The organism is Hymenobacter siberiensis, from assembly GCF_018967865.2.
In the GTDB taxonomy this organism is placed as follows: Bacteria; Bacteroidota; Bacteroidia; order Cytophagales; family Hymenobacteraceae; genus Hymenobacter; species Hymenobacter siberiensis.
The window spans coordinates 2,024,890-2,040,918 of sequence record NZ_JAHLZY020000001.1; the positions used below are offsets into that span (position 1 = coordinate 2,024,890).

A 16,029-nucleotide genomic window follows, 5' to 3' on the forward strand; every position below is an offset into this window, starting at 1 on the left:
TTTCTCTGAGGCAACCCATCCGCCTCATTTGCTCCCTTTTGAATCTCGTGCCTTACCAACTCATCACCCGCTCCCGCCGCCTGCTCGCCGATACTGTGACGCCCGTGGGCCTGTTTCTGCGGTTGCGCGACCAGTACGCCAACTGCCTGCTGCTGGAAAGCGCCGACTACCACGGCCAGCAAAACGCCTTCAGCTACCTGGTGTGCGAGCCGCTGGCCACGTTTGAGCTGCGGCGCGGCGGGGTGCTGCGCCAGCTGCTACCCGGCGCGCCCGAAACCATCGAAACCCTGGCCCACCCGCGTGAGGCGCTGGGCCGGCTGCGTGACTTTGCCGCCGCCGGCACGCCCGATGCGGCATCGGCCAAGCTGCCCTTCATCAATACCGGCCTGTTTGGCTACATGGGCTACGAGGCCGTGCAAAGCTTCGAAGACGTGCAGCTGGACCCGGCGAAAGTGCCGGCCGGCGATATTCCGCTGATTCGCTACGGCGTGTACCGTTATGTTATTGCCTTCAACCACTTCCGGCAGGAGCTGCATTTGTTTGAGCACAGCGTGGCCGGTGAAGCCCCGGTAGAGAATGACGGCCTCGACCGCCTCGAAAACCTGGTGCGCCACCCGAGCGTGCCCGCGTTCGATTTTGCCACGGTAGGCGAGGAGCAGACCAACCAGACCGACGAGGAATTTCTGGCCCGCCTCACCCAGGGCCAGGCCCACTGCCTGCGCGGCGACGTGTTTCAGATTGTGCTGTCGCGCCGGTTTCAGCAGGGCTTTTCGGGCGATGAGTTCAATGTGTACCGCGCCTTGCGGTCCATCAACCCCTCGCCCTACCTGTTTTATTTCGACTACGGCGACTATAAAATCTTCGGCTCCTCGCCCGAAGCGCAGGTACTGGTGCAGGGCCGCGAGGCCACGCTGTTCCCCATCGCGGGCACCTACCGCCGCACCGGCGACGACGCCGCCGATGCCGCCGCTGCCCAGCGCCTGGCCGCCGACCCCAAAGAAAACGCCGAGCACGTAATGCTGGTGGACCTGGCCCGCAATGACCTTGCCCGCCACGGCACCAAAGTAGAAGTGCGCACGCTGCGCGAAATCCAGTTCTACTCGCACGTCATTCACCTTGTGAGCAAAGTCACGGCCGAACTGGCCGAGGGCACCGATACCCTGCAAGTGGTGGCCGATACCTTCCCAGCCGGCACGCTCTCCGGCGCCCCCAAGTTCCGCGCCCTCCAACTCATTGATGGACTGGAGACTACCGCGCGCGGCTACTATGGCGGCTGCCTGGGCCACTTGGGTTTCGATGGCAGCTTCAACCATGCCATCATGATTCGCTCGTTTCTGAGCACCGGCAATCAGCTTTATTTCCAGGCCGGCGCGGGCGTGGTGGCGGCATCAAAAGTGCAGTCGGAGCTGGAGGAGGTGCACCACAAGCTGGGCGCGCTGCGGGCCGCCCTGAAAGCGGCAGCGGAGGTGCGGTAGTCATATTAGAACGTCATGTCGAGCGCAGCCGAGACATCTCGCATGCTATCACTAACTCAGTAGTTGCAGCGAAGCGGGCGAGATGTCTCGGCTGCCCTCGACATGACGGTCCTTCTCAAGTTCAAAGTCAAATGAAAATCCTCGTTCTCGATAACTACGACTCCTTCACCTACAACCTGGTGCACCTGCTGCGCGACCTCGGCCACGGCCCCAACCTGACGGTGACGCGCAACGACCAGCTCACCCTCGAAGCCGTAGACGCTTACGATGCCATTCTGCTTTCGCCCGGCCCCGGCATTCCGCTGGAGGCGGGCCTGATGCCGGCCATCATTCAGAAATACGCGCCCACCAAGCGCATTCTGGGCGTGTGCCTGGGCCATCAGGGCCTGGCCGAAAGCTTTGGCGCGGAGCTATACAACATCCCCGCCGTGCTGCACGGCGTAGCCAACGAAGCCGAAGTGACGGTGCCCGGTGAACGCCTGTTCGCGGGCCTGCCGACGCGGTTTCAGGTGGGGCGCTACCATTCGTGGGCGGTGCGGCCCGAGTCGATGCCCGCGACGCTGGAAGTAACGGCCCGCGACGCCAACGGCGAAGTGCTGGCCTTCCGCCACCGCGAGTACGACGTGCGCGGCGTGCAGTTCCATCCCGAAAGCATCCTCACCGAGCACGGCGCGCAAATGCTGGAAAACTGGCTGAAGTAGGGGCGGGGCTTGTCCCCGCCCGGATATCTGGCCCGTTGAAAAAGCGGCTTCCATAATAATACAATCAAAAACAAACCCGTTCAACGACGGGCGGGGACAAGCCCCGCACCCTACCTCAACTTGAAACAGATTCTCACTAAGCTTTTCGACCACCAGCCCCTGACGCATGCCGAGGCCCACGCCGCTATGCGCCAGCTGGGCGAGGGCGGGGCCAACCCGGCCGAAACGGCGGCGTTCCTGGCCGTGTACCGCATGCGGCCCATCACGGTGGTCGAGCTGGCCGGCTTCCGCCAAGCCTTGCTCGACCTCAGCCGCGACCCCGAGTTGGGCACGCACGAATTGGTGGACATTGTGGGCACGGGTGGCGATGGTAAGAACACGCTCAACATCTCCACGCTGGCCTGTTTCATTGTGGCCGGGGCGGGCACGCTGGTGGCCAAGCACGGCAATTTCGGCGTGTCGTCGGTGTCGGGCGCTTCGAATGTGCTGGCACATTTTGGCTACAATTTCGAAGCCAGCTCCGACCAGCTGCGGCGGCAGCTCGACCGCGCAGGCATCTGCTTTCTGCACGCGCCGGCTTTTCATCCGGCCATGCGGCACGCGGGGCCAATCCGGCGCGAGTTGGGCCTGCGCACCTTCTTCAACATCCTCGGCCCGCTGGTGAACCCGGCCCGGCCGGCGGCTCAGCTGCTGGGTGTGTTCAGCCTGGAGCTGCAACGCATCTATCACTACCTCATGCAGCCCACCGGCGCACGTTACGCCGTGGTGCACGCCCTTGATGGCTACGACGAGCTGGCCCTCACCGGCCTGGCCAAAGTGGTGTCGTCGTTCGAAGGCGAGCGCCTCTTTACCGCCGACACGCTGGGCTTGCCCGCTTGCACCGCCGGCGACCTGGCCGGTGGTAGCACCGTAGCCGCTTCGGCCGAGCTGTTCAAGCACGTCCTCGACGGGTACGGCACAGCCGCCCAACGCAACGTAACCACCGCAAACGCCGCCCTGGCCCTGCAGTGCGCTCGCCCCGGCCTGGGCTGGGAAGAGGCCCTGGGCCTCAGCCGCGAGTCACTGGACTCGGGCGCGGCCCGGCGGGCGTTTGAAACCATGTTAAATACTCAATAAATTTTCTGCATGGCGCGAAGCAAATCCTGCGCGCTGTTGTTTTTCAAGTCATGTCTCAATCAACGATTCTCGATACCATCGTCGCCTACAAGCGCAAGGAAGTAGCCAGCCGCCGTGAGCTGGTACCCACCAAGCTGCTCGAAACCAGCTTGTATTTCAACTCGCAGCCGCTGTCGCTGCGGAAGTACCTGCTGCGCGAAGGCGGCAGCGGGCTCATTGCAGAGTTTAAGCGCAAGTCGCCCTCCAAGGGCTGGATAAACCAGTATGCGCCGGTAGAGCGCACCACGCTGGGCTACATGCAGGCTGGGGCGGCGGCCCTGTCCATTCTCACCGATACCGAATTCTTTGGTGGCAAAAATGAGGATTTGACCACGGCGCGCAAATTCAATTTCTGCCCCATTCTGCGCAAGGACTTTGTGGTGGATGAGTACCAGATTCTCGAAGCCAAGGGCATGGGGGCCGATGCCGTGCTGCTGATTGCGGCCGTGCTCACGCCCCAGGAAATCGATTCGCTGGGCCGTCTGGCCCGTTCGCTGGGCCTCGAAGTGCTGCTCGAAGTGCACGATGGCGAAGAGCTGGCCCGCTCGGCTAATACCGAAGCCGTGAACCTTATCGGCGTGAACAACCGCAACCTGCACGACTTCAGCCTGAGCCTCGATACGTCGATGACCTTGGCCGAAGCCATTCCGAATGAGTTCGTGAAGGTGTCGGAGAGCGGTATTTCGACTGCCACGGCCATTGGCCAGCTGCGCGAGGTGGGCTACCGGGGCTTCCTGTTGGGCGAGGCTTTTATGCGCCACGCCCGGCCCGAGCGGGCCTGCGCCGCATTGGTGCAGGAAATCGCCGCGCTGTCGAAAATCGAATCGGTTGTTGCCTAGTTGTCGGATATGAAAACGCCCCGCCCCAACCTGCCTGCGCTGGCCCTGGCCGCCGGTGTGCTCGGTGCCACGGCCCCCGAGCCAGCGGCTGCCGCTCCGGCGCGGTTGCTGGTGAAGGTGTGCGGCATGCGCGACGCGGCCGCACTGGCTGCAATCGCCGCGTTGGGGCCGGATTTCCTGGGGTTCATCTTCGCACCCAAATCGCCCCGCTTTGTGGGCGACGTGCTGGCCCCCGAGCTGGTGCGGGCCCTGCCGCCCACCATTTGGAAAGTAGGGGTGTTTGTGAATGAAACCACTGAAAACATCCTTGCCACGGCGCACCGCTTTAGCCTTGCCGCCGTGCAGCTGCACGGAAAAGAAACTCCCGCCCAGTGCGAGGAGCTAAACGAGGCCGGCCTGCTGGTAATGAAGGCATTTTCGGTAGGGGAGGCGGTCGATTTTAACGCGTTGCTGCCCTACGTACCGTATTGCGACTTCTTTCTTTTTGATACAAAAGGGGCTGCGCCCGGCGGCAACGGGGCCATTTTCGACTGGAATTTGTTATTAGCCTACAACCTGCCCGTGCCCTATTTTCTGGCCGGCGGGCTGGGCCTGGAACACGCCGCCGAGCTGGCGGCGCTGCGCCTGCCCGGCCTGGTTGGGGTTGACCTTAACAGCAGCTTCGAAACCGCGCCGGGCGTGAAAGATGTCGGGCGGCTGGGCGAAATGCTAAGGGCACTGCATTTGAACCGTGTAAACGAATAAAAAAGAAAGCCATGCTTCCGCAAGCTCAGCATGACAAGCCGATACAAATCAAAACAGAAACTGATATGACCCCCACAATCTCCTATCAAAAGCCCACGGCCCGCGGCTACTACGGCCAGTTCGGCGGCGCATTCGTGCCCGAAATGCTTTATCCCAACGTGGAGGAGCTGCGCACGCAATACCTGGAAATCATGGCCGAGCCGGATTTTCAAATCGAGATGCAGGCGCTGCTGCGCGACTACGTGGGTCGGCCCACGCCGTTGTTTGAGGCCAAGCGCTTGTCAGCCAAGTACAACACGCGTATTTTTCTCAAGCGCGAGGACCTTTGCCACACCGGCGCCCACAAAATCAACAACACCGTGGGGCAGATTCTGCTGGCCAAGCGGTTGGGTAAAACGCGCATCATCGCCGAAACCGGGGCCGGGCAGCACGGCGTGGCCACCGCCACCGTGTGCGCCCTGATGGGCCTGCCCTGCGTGGTGTACATGGGCGCGGTCGACATCGAGCGCCAGGCACCCAACGTAGCCCGCATGCGCCTGCTCGGGGCCGAGGTGCGTCGCGCCGAAAGCGGCAGCCAGACCCTGAAAGACGCCACCAACGAGGCCATCCGCGACTGGATTGCCAACCCGATTGATACCCACTACATCATCGGCTCGGTGGTGGGCCCGCACCCGTACCCCGATTTGGTGGCTCGGCTGCAGGCCGTTATCAGCGAAGAGATGCGGAAGCAGCTATTGGAAAAAACCGGCTCCGAGCTGCCCGATTTTGTGGTGGCCTGCGTAGGCGGCGGCTCCAACGCGGCCGGCGCGTTCTACCACTTCCTGGATGAGCCCTCGGTGCGCCTGATTGCGGTGGAAGCGGCCGGACACGGCATCAATTCCGGCCACTCGGCGGCCACGTCGGTGCTGGGCACGCCGGGCATCATCCACGGCAGCCGTACCCTGCTGATGCAGGATAAGCACGGCCAGATTACCGAGCCCTACTCGTTGAGCGCGGGCCTCGACTACCCCGGCATCGGTCCGCTGCACGCCTATTTGGGTGAAGTAGGCCGGTCCGAGTTCATTGCCATCACCGACGACGACGCGCTGGCGGCCGTGAGCGAATGCAGCCGCCTCGAAGGCATCATCCCGGCCCTGGAAACGGCCCACGCGCTGGCTGCCCTTGGCCAGCTGGGGGCGGGCCCGGACGATATAGTGGTGGTGAACCTGTCGGGTCGCGGCGATAAGGACCTCGATACCTACCTCAAGAATATGGATAAGCTCGTTTAAAAATTTTAGCCCGCAGAGGGCGCGGAGGGTTGCGCAGAAGACGCTGAACGTTCTGCGACTTCTGCGCAATCCTCCGCGCCCTCCGCGAGAAACCAACTCATGAACCGAATAGCCAACGCCTTCGCGAGCAAAACCAACCTGCTCAATACCTATTTCACCGCCGGCTACCCCAGCCTGCACGACACTATTCCGCTGGCCAAAGCCCTGGTTGAGGCCGGGGCCGACATCCTCGAAATCGGGATGCCGTTCTCCGACCCGCTGGCCGATGGCCCGGTCATCCAGGGCAGCAGCTCGGTGGCGCTGGCTAATGGCATGAGCATCCCTGTGCTGTTCGAGCAGTTGCAGGGCTTGCGCGCCGCCGTGCCCGAAACGCCGGTATTTCTCATGGGCTACCTCAACCCGGTGATGCAGTTTGGGGTGGAAGAGTTCTGCCGCCAGGCGGCCGCCGTGGGCGTCGATGGCGTCATTCTGCCCGACCTGCCGCTTGCTGAGTACGAAGAGTTCTACCTGGAAACCTTCAAAAAGCACGGCCTGAAAGCAGTTTTCCTCATCACGCCGCAAACTTCAGCGGAACGGATTCGCCACCTCGATAGCCTCTCCGACGCCTTCCTCTACCTCGTGTCGGGCCCTGGCACCACCGGCGGCACTACCCAGCCCGATGCCGTGACCCAGGCCCAGTATTTCGAGCGCATTACCGCGCTGAAGCTGCGCAACCCCCGCCTCATTGGCTTCGGCATTGCCGATAAAGCTGGTTTCGACCGCGCCTGCGAGCATGCTGAGGGGGCCATCATCGGCTCGGCCCTCATCCGCGCGCTGGAGGATGTGGACGATGCGCCGGCCGCCGCCGGGCGCTTTGTGCGGGGCATTAAGGCGTAACCTCACCCCCCGGCCCCTGCCGGGCACGGCCCCTCTCCTTATGGGAGAGGGGGAGCCAGACGATTTCACTTAACGAGATTTATAATGACCGCGCCGCCGTGGCTCCCCCTCTCCCAAAGGAGAGGGGGCCGGGGGGTGAGGTGACCCCCGAAACGATGATAATCCAACTCGAAAAAAATGCCTCGGTAGCCACCATTACCGAGCACCTGAAGCAGCAGGGCTACAAAGCCACCGAAGTCACTACCCAGCACGCCCATTACCTGGTGGCGATTGGGAAGAAGGAGTTCGACATTCGCACCATCGGCCAGCTGCCGGGCGTGCGCGACGTGCACCGCGTGAGCGACGACTACAAGCTCGTGAGCCGCAAATGGCGCGTGAAGCCCACCGTGCTCGACCTCGGCGACGGCGTGAGTATCGGCGGCAGCTCGCTGGCCATCTGCGCCGGCCCGTGCAGCATCGAGAGCGAAGCCCAGATGGAAAAGGTGATGGACCACCTCGTAGCCAACGGCGTGCGCCTGATGCGCGGCGGCGTATTCAAGCCCCGCTCGTCGCCCTATGCCTTTCGCGGTCTGGGCCTCGAAGGCCTGCGCGATTTCCACCGCATGGCCCGGGCGCGCGGTCTCAAAATCGTGACTGAGGTGATGCAGGTATCGCAGGTAGAGGAAATGTACGATTTCGTGGACGTGTTCCAGGTGGGTGCTCGCAACACCCAGAACTTCAACCTGCTCGATGCCTTGGGTGGCGTGGACAAGCCGGTACTGCTGAAGCGGGGTATCTCGGGCTCGATTGAAGAATTGCTGTCCTCAGCCGAATATGTGTTTTCGGGCGGTAACGAGAAGCTTATTCTTTGTGAGCGCGGCATTCGCACGTTTGAAACGGCCAGCCGCAATACGCTGGATTTGAACGCCGTGCCTATTCTCAAAGCCAAGAGCCACCTGCCCGTGATTGTGGACCCCTCACACGGCATCGGCATTCGCGAGTACGTGCCCACGATGGCGCTGGCCGGCGTAATGGCCGGGGCCGACGGCATCGTGTACGAGACGCACGAAACGCCCGAAACCGCCGCTTCGGATGGCGCGCAGACGCTGGATTTCGACGAGTCGGCCCGGCTGATTCGCAACCTGCGGCGCGTGTACCAGCTGCGCCAGGAGCTGGAGTAAAGAAAAATTAATGTAGGCAAATGCTTGCATTTCCAAAATCGGTTCTTAAATTCGTCTCACTCATGCGCCACCAACTCGTCAATTGCATTAACATCCTAATGACTGCCCCCAAACAGGGTGGGTACGGGCTGCGATTGGCGCTAACGGAAGACGAGGCATGAAACCCGAACTTCTCTAGAAACTTTCAAAAGCCCGAATCCGCCAGGATGTCGGGCTTTTTTTTCGCCCTGTTTTAACCACACTTTCCCCAATCGTTACGCTATGTTTACCACGCCCAACTCCGTCAGCCAGGACCAACTCATTTGGAAAATGTTGTTTGACCGCCAGACCGCGCTGCTGCACCGGCGGGCGGCCCCGGCTTTCAGCCAGGGCCTGGCCCGGTTGGGTTTGCGGCGCGAGGCCATCCCCGATATCCGGGAGCTGAGCGCCGTGGTGGAGGCCGAAACCGGCTGGCAGCTGGCCCCGGTGGGCCGGCCGTTCGAACCGGCCGCATTTTTCGCCCTCCTGGCCGAGCGGAAGTTCCCGATTGTGACGCGCATCCGGTCCATGCAGGCGTTCGATTTCAGTCCCGAGCCCGACTTGTTCCACGATTTGTTCGGGCATGTGCCCATGCTGCTCGATGAGGGCCTGGCCAACTTTCTGCACGAGTTGGGGCAAGCGTACATAGCCCAGCCCGCCGGCTCGCCGGCCCGCGAGCAGCTCTGGGCGCTCTACTTCTTCACGGCCGAGTTTGGCATGGTGCAGCACGAGGGCAAGCCGTGCCTCTACGGGGCGGGCCTGCTGTCGTCGGCTGGCGAAATCCACCACTGCGTGAACGAGTTCACCCCGCGCCCGGCCTTCGACCTTGCTACTGTATTGGGCACGCCCGTTACCGGTGCCCGCTACCAGAACCAGTATTTCATGCTGCCCGTCTGGGAGCAGCTGACCGAGTGCGTGGAGGAATTGGCGGGGATGCTGGCTGGAGTGCGGTAGTGGGAGCTGGATTTTCCAAAATGTCATGCTTCGCTGCGCTCTGCATGACATTCATTTTCTGTTTGTTATCAGCATAATAAGGAGCGTTAATACCTCCAGCCCAGCCGGCGGTACACGAAATGCAGCAGCCACAGCGGCCCGATAAGCAGAAACTGCAGGTCCTTGAGGAAGCTGGGTTTCTTGCCCTCCACCTTGTGGCCCCAGAACTGGCCCACCCAGGCCAGCGCGAAAATGATGAGGCAAATAGACCACAGCGGCAGCACCGCCGCACCCGCCACCACCCGCAGGGCCAGCGCCATGGTCACCCACACCAGCACTATGCCCAGGGTCAGCCGCCCGCTCAGCCGCACGTAGTAGAGCAGGGCCAGGGCCATGACCAGCGTGCCCCAGTTCAGCCACGGGCTGATGCGCTGCACGAAATCGGGTACGAGAATGGACCAAAGCAGGCCGATGAGTGAGAACATAATCAGCGGTACGCACACCCAGTGCACCAGCTTGTTGGTGGAGTTTTGGTGGCTTTCGCCGTATTCGGACAGCAGGGCGGTGAGCGGGGCCATGGGATGAAAGTAGCGCGGGCTTTTAGTCCGTGAGTGAGAAGGATGCCGGCGCGGACAAAAAGTCCGCGCTACAGGCTGGAATTCAAGCTCACCAAAGTAGCAAAAAAAACGCCTCCCCGAGCGGGGAGGCGTTTTCGTTTGATGCGAATAACTGCAGCTTAAGCTTTCAGCTTGAAGCGGCCGCGCAGGTAGTTCAGCGCCTGGCCGTGGGCTTTGGCAGCGTATTCCTTGTTGAATTTGGGGTTGGACGGGTTGGCGAAGGCGTGGTCGGCATCGTAGCTTTCGATGGTGACGCTTTTGCCGGCGGCCACCATGTCCTTCTTGAACTGGCCCACCACCTCGGGGTTAATCCACTTATCCTGGCTGGCGAAGATGCCCAGCACGTCGGTGTTCAGGGTTTTGAGCTTGGTCACGTCCTTTTCGGGCATGCCGTAGTACATCACGCAGCCCACGGTCTGCTTGCCGCCGAGCAGGGCTTCCTGCAGGCTCCAGCCGCCGCCGAAGCACCAGCCGATGCTGGCCAATTGGGCCTTGGGGCCAGCGTACATTTCCACCCCTTTGAGGATGGCCGTGGCGCGGTCGGTTTTCACCTCGCCCATATATTTGCCGGCTTCCTCGGGCGTGGTGGCAATTTTACCATCGTAGAGGTCGACGGCGATGACGTTGACACCGGGCATTTCGGCGGCGAAAGTGGCGGCTTCCTTCTTGATGTAATCGTTCAGGCCCCACCACTCGTGAATTACGAACAGGTACTTGTTGGAGGGCTTGGCGCTCTTGATTTCGAAGCCCTTGCCGGTGCTGCCATCGGGGGTTTTGAACTCAATCATTTTGCCTTCGCCTTTGAATTCGTAGGGCAGGGGCGCGTCGTGGCCGCCCGAAAAATCCTTATCGGCGGCGAGTTTGGCGAAAACCTCGGTGGCCGAAGCCGAGAGGTTGCCGGCTGGGCGGGCGCAGCAGCTGGCCATCTGTTGGGCCGAAGCCGAGAACGAGAGGCTGAACAGCGCCGCACCGAGGGTAAGAAACTTTTTCATTAGTTGGGGAGGAAAAATAGATTGAACTCATGTACCAACAGCTAATTGGCAAAATGTTCCCGTACCAAGCGACGAAGTTCGGGTAGTTCCCGGCTGGCCCGGCTGTGTATGGTAGCTGAACGACTGGTAGCAAGGGCATTATCAGCTACAAGAATTAATTCGGCCGCTAGTTCCGGATAGGGGGTTGCCAGGCGTGCCGCAGCAGTAAGGGCATAGGCGCGAATGGCGACCGGCTCGCTGGGCGCATGCAGCAATGCCAGGCAGGTATCGAAGGCCAGGGCCTGCCACTCTGCGGGCACGGGCACGAATTGCAGCACCCGCGCCACGGCCCGCCGCACGGCCGGGTGTTGTCCGGGCGCGGGCTGGGCGGCGGCCAGCAGGCCCGGCAGGTGCGGCACCAGCCACCTGGGTCGGCGCTGGCCCACCCAGTCCAGTACATCGGCGGCCAGCTGGCGCTCGCGCTCCGCGCCGTATCAGAACAGCTGAAGCAACTCGGCCAGAGCCTTGGGGTGGGCGCAGGTGTAGTCGGCCAGCCGCTGAGTCTGGCGGGCCGAGTGTTCCCGCAGTAGCTCTTGGCGGAGGTTCACAGGGCCGAAATGTAGCACACGCTTCAGTCTGTGCCTGCCGGAACGACCAGCCGGGCACAAGCTAAAGCATGTGCTACATGATACCGGTCTGAATTGAAGCGCCCAACTCCGTGAGCAGCGCAAACAGCCCCACGTAAGTCCGGTTCAGGTATATGAAGTGCTCGGAGCCGCGTGGCTCGCGCTGCTTGCGCAGCTCGGGGTCGGCCATCAGGTCGTCGCCGAGGGCGTAGAGGGCGGCCATGTAGGCGGGGTCGCCGAAATCGAAAGTGGCCTGACGGAAGGGGCGGCCCACAAGCTCCAGCGACACGCGCATGGTGCGCATATACAGCGCCCGCATGGCCGGGGCATCGGTGGCGCGAAGCACGCCGCCTTGAGTGAGCAGGGCGGCGAGGCGGTTTTCGTCAGTAAAGGTTTCGGCGGCCAGCAGGTCTTTGAACAGCTGGTACACGTCCATCGGCACGTCTTTCACGCAGCCGAAATCGAGTACGCCGAGGGTGCCGCCGTTGTCGGCTCGCATCAGGAAATTGCCGGGGTGCGGGTCGGCGTGCAGCTGGTGCAGCTCGTTGAACTGAAACTGGTAGAAATCCCACAGCGCCTGGCCGATTTGGTTGCGGATTTCCTGCGATGGGTTGGTGGCCAGAAACTCCTTCAGGTGCTGGCCGGGGAGCCAGTCCATGGTCAGAATGCGGGCCGTGGAGAACTCCGGATAGTAGGTCGCGAACTCCAGGTTGTGTAATTCCTGGCATTTGGCGGCGATTTCCTGGCCGCGCCGCAGCTCCAGCTTGTAGTCGGTTTCTTCGAGCAGGCGCGTTTCTACTTCCTCCAGGTAGGGACGCACCTGAGCTTCGTTCAGGCCCATCACGCGCAGGGCAATGGGCTTAACGAGGCGGATATCGGACTTGATGCTGTCGGCCACGCCGGGGTATTGCACCTTCACAGCCAGCTCCTTCCCATCCTTGCGGGCAAAGTGCACCTGCCCGATGCTGGCCGCCTGCCGCGCCTCGGGCTCAAACGCATCGAATAATTGGTAAGGCGACTTCCCAAAAGCATCGCGGAAAGCCTTGGTTACCAGCGGGCCGGAGAGGGGCGGGGTCGAATACTGGGCTTTGGCAAACTGGTCGGCGTAGGCCGTGGGCAGCATGTTTTTCTCCATAGCTAGCATCTGGGCCACTTTCAGAACGGAGCCCTTCATCTCGCTTAGCGTGCCGTAGAGCTCGGCGGCATTGGCGGCGTGCAGGCTTTCGGTGGTCGACTCTGCGCCAACGGCCTTTTTGGCGTAGTGCTTAATGTAGTTGGTGCCCACATTGAAGCCGGTTTTGGCAAAGCGGGCAGCACGGGCCACTTTGGTGGTCGGCAGGGAGGTTTGGGGTTCGTCCATCTGTGAGGTAAGCTTTAGCTTGCCGTGATGTATAGTGTAATGAGATACAAATAATTACAGCCGACGGCCCTGCGGTGCCAGCTAACGCTTACCTCACAAGCTACCGCCGCACCAGAAACCGCACGAAATCCACGGCCGCGTCCAGCGTATTGCGGCCCACCAAATTGAAGCTCAGGGTCACGGCTTTTTCCACGGCGGCGTCGGTGCGCTCGAAGTTCACGGTATCGTCTTTGGCAAAAAAGCCGAGTACAAACAGCACTTGCTGCCAGAAGAAGCGGGGGTAGCCCTCCTGTACTAGCGGGCGGTTGGCGATTTCGCCCGTTACGCGGCCATCGCGCAGCAAGTCGCTCACGAATAGCTCGAAATCCTGCCGGAAATCGTCGAGTACGCGGGGCGATAGCGCCGGGATGCGGTGCTGCGAGCGGCGCAGGCTCATCAGGGCGTAAGAGCGATTGCCCTTGAGGATTTCGAGCAGCGTGTAGTAGAAGGCCAGTAGCTTTTCGCGGCTGCCGTAGCCCTCCCACACGGGCTCGGAGGCGGCGGTTTCGCGCGCCTGCCGGCCGAAATCAGCCCATATCTCGCGGTCGATGGACTCGAAATTGGGGTAGTGCTGGTAGAATTCGGCTTCGGCCATGCCCAGCTGCTGGGTGAGCTTGAACACCGATTGCGGCGGGTGGCCTTCGTTGCGCACGAAGTCGAGATAGGCTTGTTTGATGCGGTCCTTTTCCATGCCGGTATAACCGCTTCGGGGGGGGTACGGTTCGGCCGTAGCGCGGACTTTTAGTCCGCGAGAGAACTTGTTGAAACTTGTTTCCTCGTGGACTAAAAGTCCGCGCTACGAAGCCGCAATGCGCGCCGCCCGAATGGCCTCCACAGCCCGCTCGCGCCCAAACTTGTGCTCTACTATCGGGGCCGGGTATTTCGAGGTTCCCACTTCGGGCACCCAGCGCTTCACGTACTTCATCTCGGGGTCTACTTTTTCGAGCTGACTCTCGGGGCTGTACACCCGGAACCAGGGGGCCGAGATGGCGCCGGTGCCGGCCATCCACTGCCAGTTGCCCACGTTGTTGGCCATGTCGTAGTCGAGGAGCTTATCGGCGAAATACCGTTCGCCCCAGCGCCAGTCGATGAAAAGGTGCTTGGTGAGAAAGCCGGCCACGGTCATACGCACGCGGTTGGGTAGGTAGCCGGTTTCGTTGAGCTCGCGCATGCCGGCATCTACCAGCGGGTAGCCGGTGCGGCCCTCGCACCAGGCCCGAAATTCGTCCTCGTTGTTGCGGTAGTCGATGTGCCGCATCTTGGGGTCGTAGCTCTCGGTGGCCGTGTTGGGGAAATGCCAGAGCAGCATCATAAAAAAGTCGCGCCAGATAATTTCGGCCAGCAGCTTTTGATTCAGGGCTTTGGCCTGGCGCAGCACCTCGCGCACACTCAGGGTTCCGAAGCGCAGGTTCAGCGATTCGCGGGTGGTGCCGTGCTCGTCGGCGGGCGTATTGCGGGTTTGGTGGTAGTGGCGCACAATGCTTTCCGCCGGCAGCTGCACCGGCGGGAAGTATTGCTCTTTGGGCTCGAACCCCATGCTTTCCAGCGTGGGCCGCTCACCGGCTTTGGCAGCAGAAACGTGGTGCAGATTTTCCCGCTTGAAATCGCCTTGCGAGCCGTAGGGCAGCAGCAGCTCATCCGTCAGCTTCGCGGTGTAGGCCTTCAAATAAGCGCCAAAAACCTTGGGCACCGTGCCCGATTTGGTCATAATCTCCTCCTTGGCGAAAATGACCTGGTCCTTGTATAAGTAGAAATCTGCTCCGTGCTTTTGCAGCAGCTCACCCACGGCGGCATCGCGCTTCGTGGCGTAAGGCTCGTAGTCCTCGTTGGTGTGCACGGCCGCCACTTCGAAGTCCTTAACTAGTTGCTCCAGCACCGCCAGCGGCGTGCCGTAGCGGGCCAGAAAAGTGCCGCCCGCCGCTTCGGTTTCCTTGGCCAGCTTCTCCACCTCATCAAAAATGAAGGTGAGCCGGGCATCGGCTTTTTCCGGCAGATGGTCGAGAATGTCCTTGTCGTAGATGAATAGCGGCAGCACCGGCAGGCCGCTGGCCAGCGCGGCCGCCAGCCCGGCATTGTCGTGAACGCGCAGGTCGCGCCGGTGCCAGAAAATGCAGATTTTCATAGTAGATGATTTGCGTATCGCCTGCCGTGTCAACCTCACCCCCTGACCCCCTCTTTTTTGGAGAGGGGGTCAGGGGGTGAGGTTGACACGGAGGGCGGCGTCCAGAGAAAACTTACTTCAATTTCCCCATTCCGCCGTCCACGGCCAGCACCTGGCCGGTCACAAACGAGCTGTGGTCCGATAGCAGGAACGAGGCCGTGTAGGCCAAATCCTCGGGCTGGCCTATACGCTGCAAGGGGTGGCGCTTGCCACCGGCTTCCATCTTTTCGGGCGAGTTGAGCAGGGCGGCGGCCAGGGGCGTGTTGGTGAGCGAAGGGGCAATGCAGTTCACGCGCACGCCGGTGGCGGCGTACTCGGCGGCCAGGGCGCGGGTGAGGCCTTCCACGGCCGCCTTGGCGGTGGCAATACTGGCGTGGAAACTCATGCCCGTATCGGCCGCCACGGTGCTGAATAGTACGACGGAGGCCGTGCCTTCAGCCTTCTTCAGCCGCTTGATGGTGGCCTGAATTACGCGCACCGCGCCCAGCACGTTCAGGTCGAAATCGGCGGCGAAATCGGCCACCGGAATGCGCTCGAAGGGCCGCAGCTTGATGCTGCCGGGGCAGTATATCACGCCGTGCAGCACGTCGGGCAGGGCATCAAAGGTGTTGTCCACGGCCTGGGTGGCATCGTAGTCGAAATGGGTGGTTTGCAGGGCTTCCAGCTCGGGCGACTGGTGGCGCGAAGCGGTGAATAGGTTGGCTCCCAGGCCGTGCAGCAACGTGGCCGTGGCCAGGCCAATGCCGGAGGAGGCCCCGATGATGAGAATGTTTTTGTCGGAAAACTGCATGGTCCGCGAGATAATAAGTGAGTGCTGCCATAACGCTGTTTTGGCCTACTTGTTTGCCCGGGGCGGTGCCAAGGGCTGCATTTTGAGTGGTTTTACGGGCGTGAGTAGGTCCCCACGTACTCCGTCTTCGGGCCTGGGGGCGGGTGATTTCTGTGGATTGATATGTTTCGGTCGATTCGCAAGATTGCCCGGCACATTCATCATAGCCGATTATTTGGGATGCCAACGCGGACATGGCGCCGTGATTAATCAGGTAATAAATTGATAACATACCAGCTTCTCAACTGGTCTGGTGG

The 16,029-nt window shown here is 61.7% G+C and carries 16 protein-coding genes; 9 read left to right on the plus strand and 7 right to left on the minus strand.

Going from position 1 to position 16,029, the window contains the following annotated elements:
* Positions 1-47: 47 nt before the first annotated feature.
* From KQ659_RS08955 to KQ659_RS08995, 9 genes are all read left to right on the plus strand, one after another.
* Positions 48-1,475, plus strand: coding sequence for an anthranilate synthase component I family protein (locus KQ659_RS08955; RefSeq protein WP_216689102.1), 1,428 nt, complete (start codon positions 48-50; stop codon positions 1,473-1,475).
* Positions 1,476-1,606: 131 nt separating this feature from the next.
* Positions 1,607-2,176 (plus strand): anthranilate synthase component II, encoded by a 570-nt coding sequence (locus tag KQ659_RS08960; RefSeq protein WP_216689101.1) that lies wholly within the window; start codon positions 1,607-1,609, stop codon positions 2,174-2,176.
* A 120-nt stretch (positions 2,177-2,296) separates the two neighbouring features.
* Positions 2,297-3,292, plus strand: coding sequence for an anthranilate phosphoribosyltransferase (trpD, locus tag KQ659_RS08965; RefSeq protein WP_216689100.1), 996 nt, complete (start codon positions 2,297-2,299; stop codon positions 3,290-3,292).
* Positions 3,293-3,342: 50 nt separating this feature from the next.
* Complete coding sequence (gene trpC / locus KQ659_RS08970; RefSeq protein WP_216689099.1) at positions 3,343-4,170, plus strand: indole-3-glycerol phosphate synthase TrpC; 828 nt, start codon at positions 3,343-3,345, stop codon at positions 4,168-4,170.
* A 9-nt stretch (positions 4,171-4,179) separates the two neighbouring features.
* Complete coding sequence (locus KQ659_RS08975; protein ID WP_226929903.1) at positions 4,180-4,914, plus strand: phosphoribosylanthranilate isomerase; 735 nt, start codon at positions 4,180-4,182, stop codon at positions 4,912-4,914.
* A 65-nt stretch (positions 4,915-4,979) separates the two neighbouring features.
* Positions 4,980-6,182 (plus strand): tryptophan synthase subunit beta, encoded by a 1,203-nt coding sequence (gene trpB, locus KQ659_RS08980; RefSeq protein ID WP_216689098.1) that lies wholly within the window; start codon positions 4,980-4,982, stop codon positions 6,180-6,182.
* 99 nt (positions 6,183-6,281) lie between these two features.
* A complete protein-coding gene (trpA, locus tag KQ659_RS08985; protein WP_216689097.1) occupies positions 6,282-7,058 on the plus strand; it encodes a tryptophan synthase subunit alpha in 777 nt (258 codons plus the stop codon).
* Between the two features lie 155 nt (positions 7,059-7,213).
* On the plus strand, positions 7,214-8,218 hold the full coding sequence (aroF, locus tag KQ659_RS08990; RefSeq protein WP_216689096.1) for a 3-deoxy-7-phosphoheptulonate synthase: 1,005 nt from the start codon (positions 7,214-7,216) through the stop codon (positions 8,216-8,218).
* 261 nt (positions 8,219-8,479) lie between these two features.
* Positions 8,480-9,190 (plus strand): phenylalanine-4-hydroxylase, encoded by a 711-nt coding sequence (locus KQ659_RS08995; RefSeq protein ID WP_216689095.1) that lies wholly within the window; start codon positions 8,480-8,482, stop codon positions 9,188-9,190.
* An 86-nt stretch (positions 9,191-9,276) separates the two neighbouring features.
* Here KQ659_RS08995 and KQ659_RS09000 read toward each other — a convergent pair whose 3' ends face one another.
* From KQ659_RS09000 to KQ659_RS09030, 7 genes are all read right to left on the minus strand, one after another.
* Positions 9,277-9,747, minus strand: coding sequence for an Mpo1 family 2-hydroxy fatty acid dioxygenase (locus KQ659_RS09000; RefSeq protein WP_216689094.1), 471 nt, complete (start codon positions 9,745-9,747; stop codon positions 9,277-9,279).
* 158 nt (positions 9,748-9,905) lie between these two features.
* Positions 9,906-10,778, minus strand: a complete 873-nt coding sequence (locus KQ659_RS09005; RefSeq protein ID WP_216689093.1) for a dienelactone hydrolase family protein — start codon at positions 10,776-10,778, stop codon at positions 9,906-9,908.
* A 41-nt stretch (positions 10,779-10,819) separates the two neighbouring features.
* Positions 10,820-11,203 carry a hypothetical protein gene (locus KQ659_RS09010; protein WP_216689092.1) on the minus strand — a complete coding sequence of 128 codons (384 nt, stop codon included), beginning with the start codon at positions 11,201-11,203 and terminating at the stop codon, positions 10,820-10,822.
* A 235-nt stretch (positions 11,204-11,438) separates the two neighbouring features.
* A complete protein-coding gene (locus KQ659_RS09015; RefSeq protein ID WP_216689091.1) occupies positions 11,439-12,743 on the minus strand; it encodes an ABC1 kinase family protein in 1,305 nt (434 codons plus the stop codon).
* 100 nt (positions 12,744-12,843) lie between these two features.
* Complete coding sequence (locus KQ659_RS09020) at positions 12,844-13,473, minus strand: TetR family transcriptional regulator C-terminal domain-containing protein (protein WP_216689090.1); 630 nt, start codon at positions 13,471-13,473, stop codon at positions 12,844-12,846.
* 105 nt (positions 13,474-13,578) lie between these two features.
* Positions 13,579-14,904, minus strand: a complete 1,326-nt coding sequence (locus KQ659_RS09025) for a cryptochrome/photolyase family protein (protein ID WP_216689089.1) — start codon at positions 14,902-14,904, stop codon at positions 13,579-13,581.
* A gap of 112 nt (positions 14,905-15,016) precedes the next feature.
* Positions 15,017-15,733: an SDR family NAD(P)-dependent oxidoreductase gene (locus tag KQ659_RS09030; protein ID WP_216689088.1), complete on the minus strand. Its 717-nt coding sequence runs from the start codon at positions 15,731-15,733 to the stop codon at positions 15,017-15,019.
* Between the last annotated feature and the right edge of the window lie 296 nt (positions 15,734-16,029).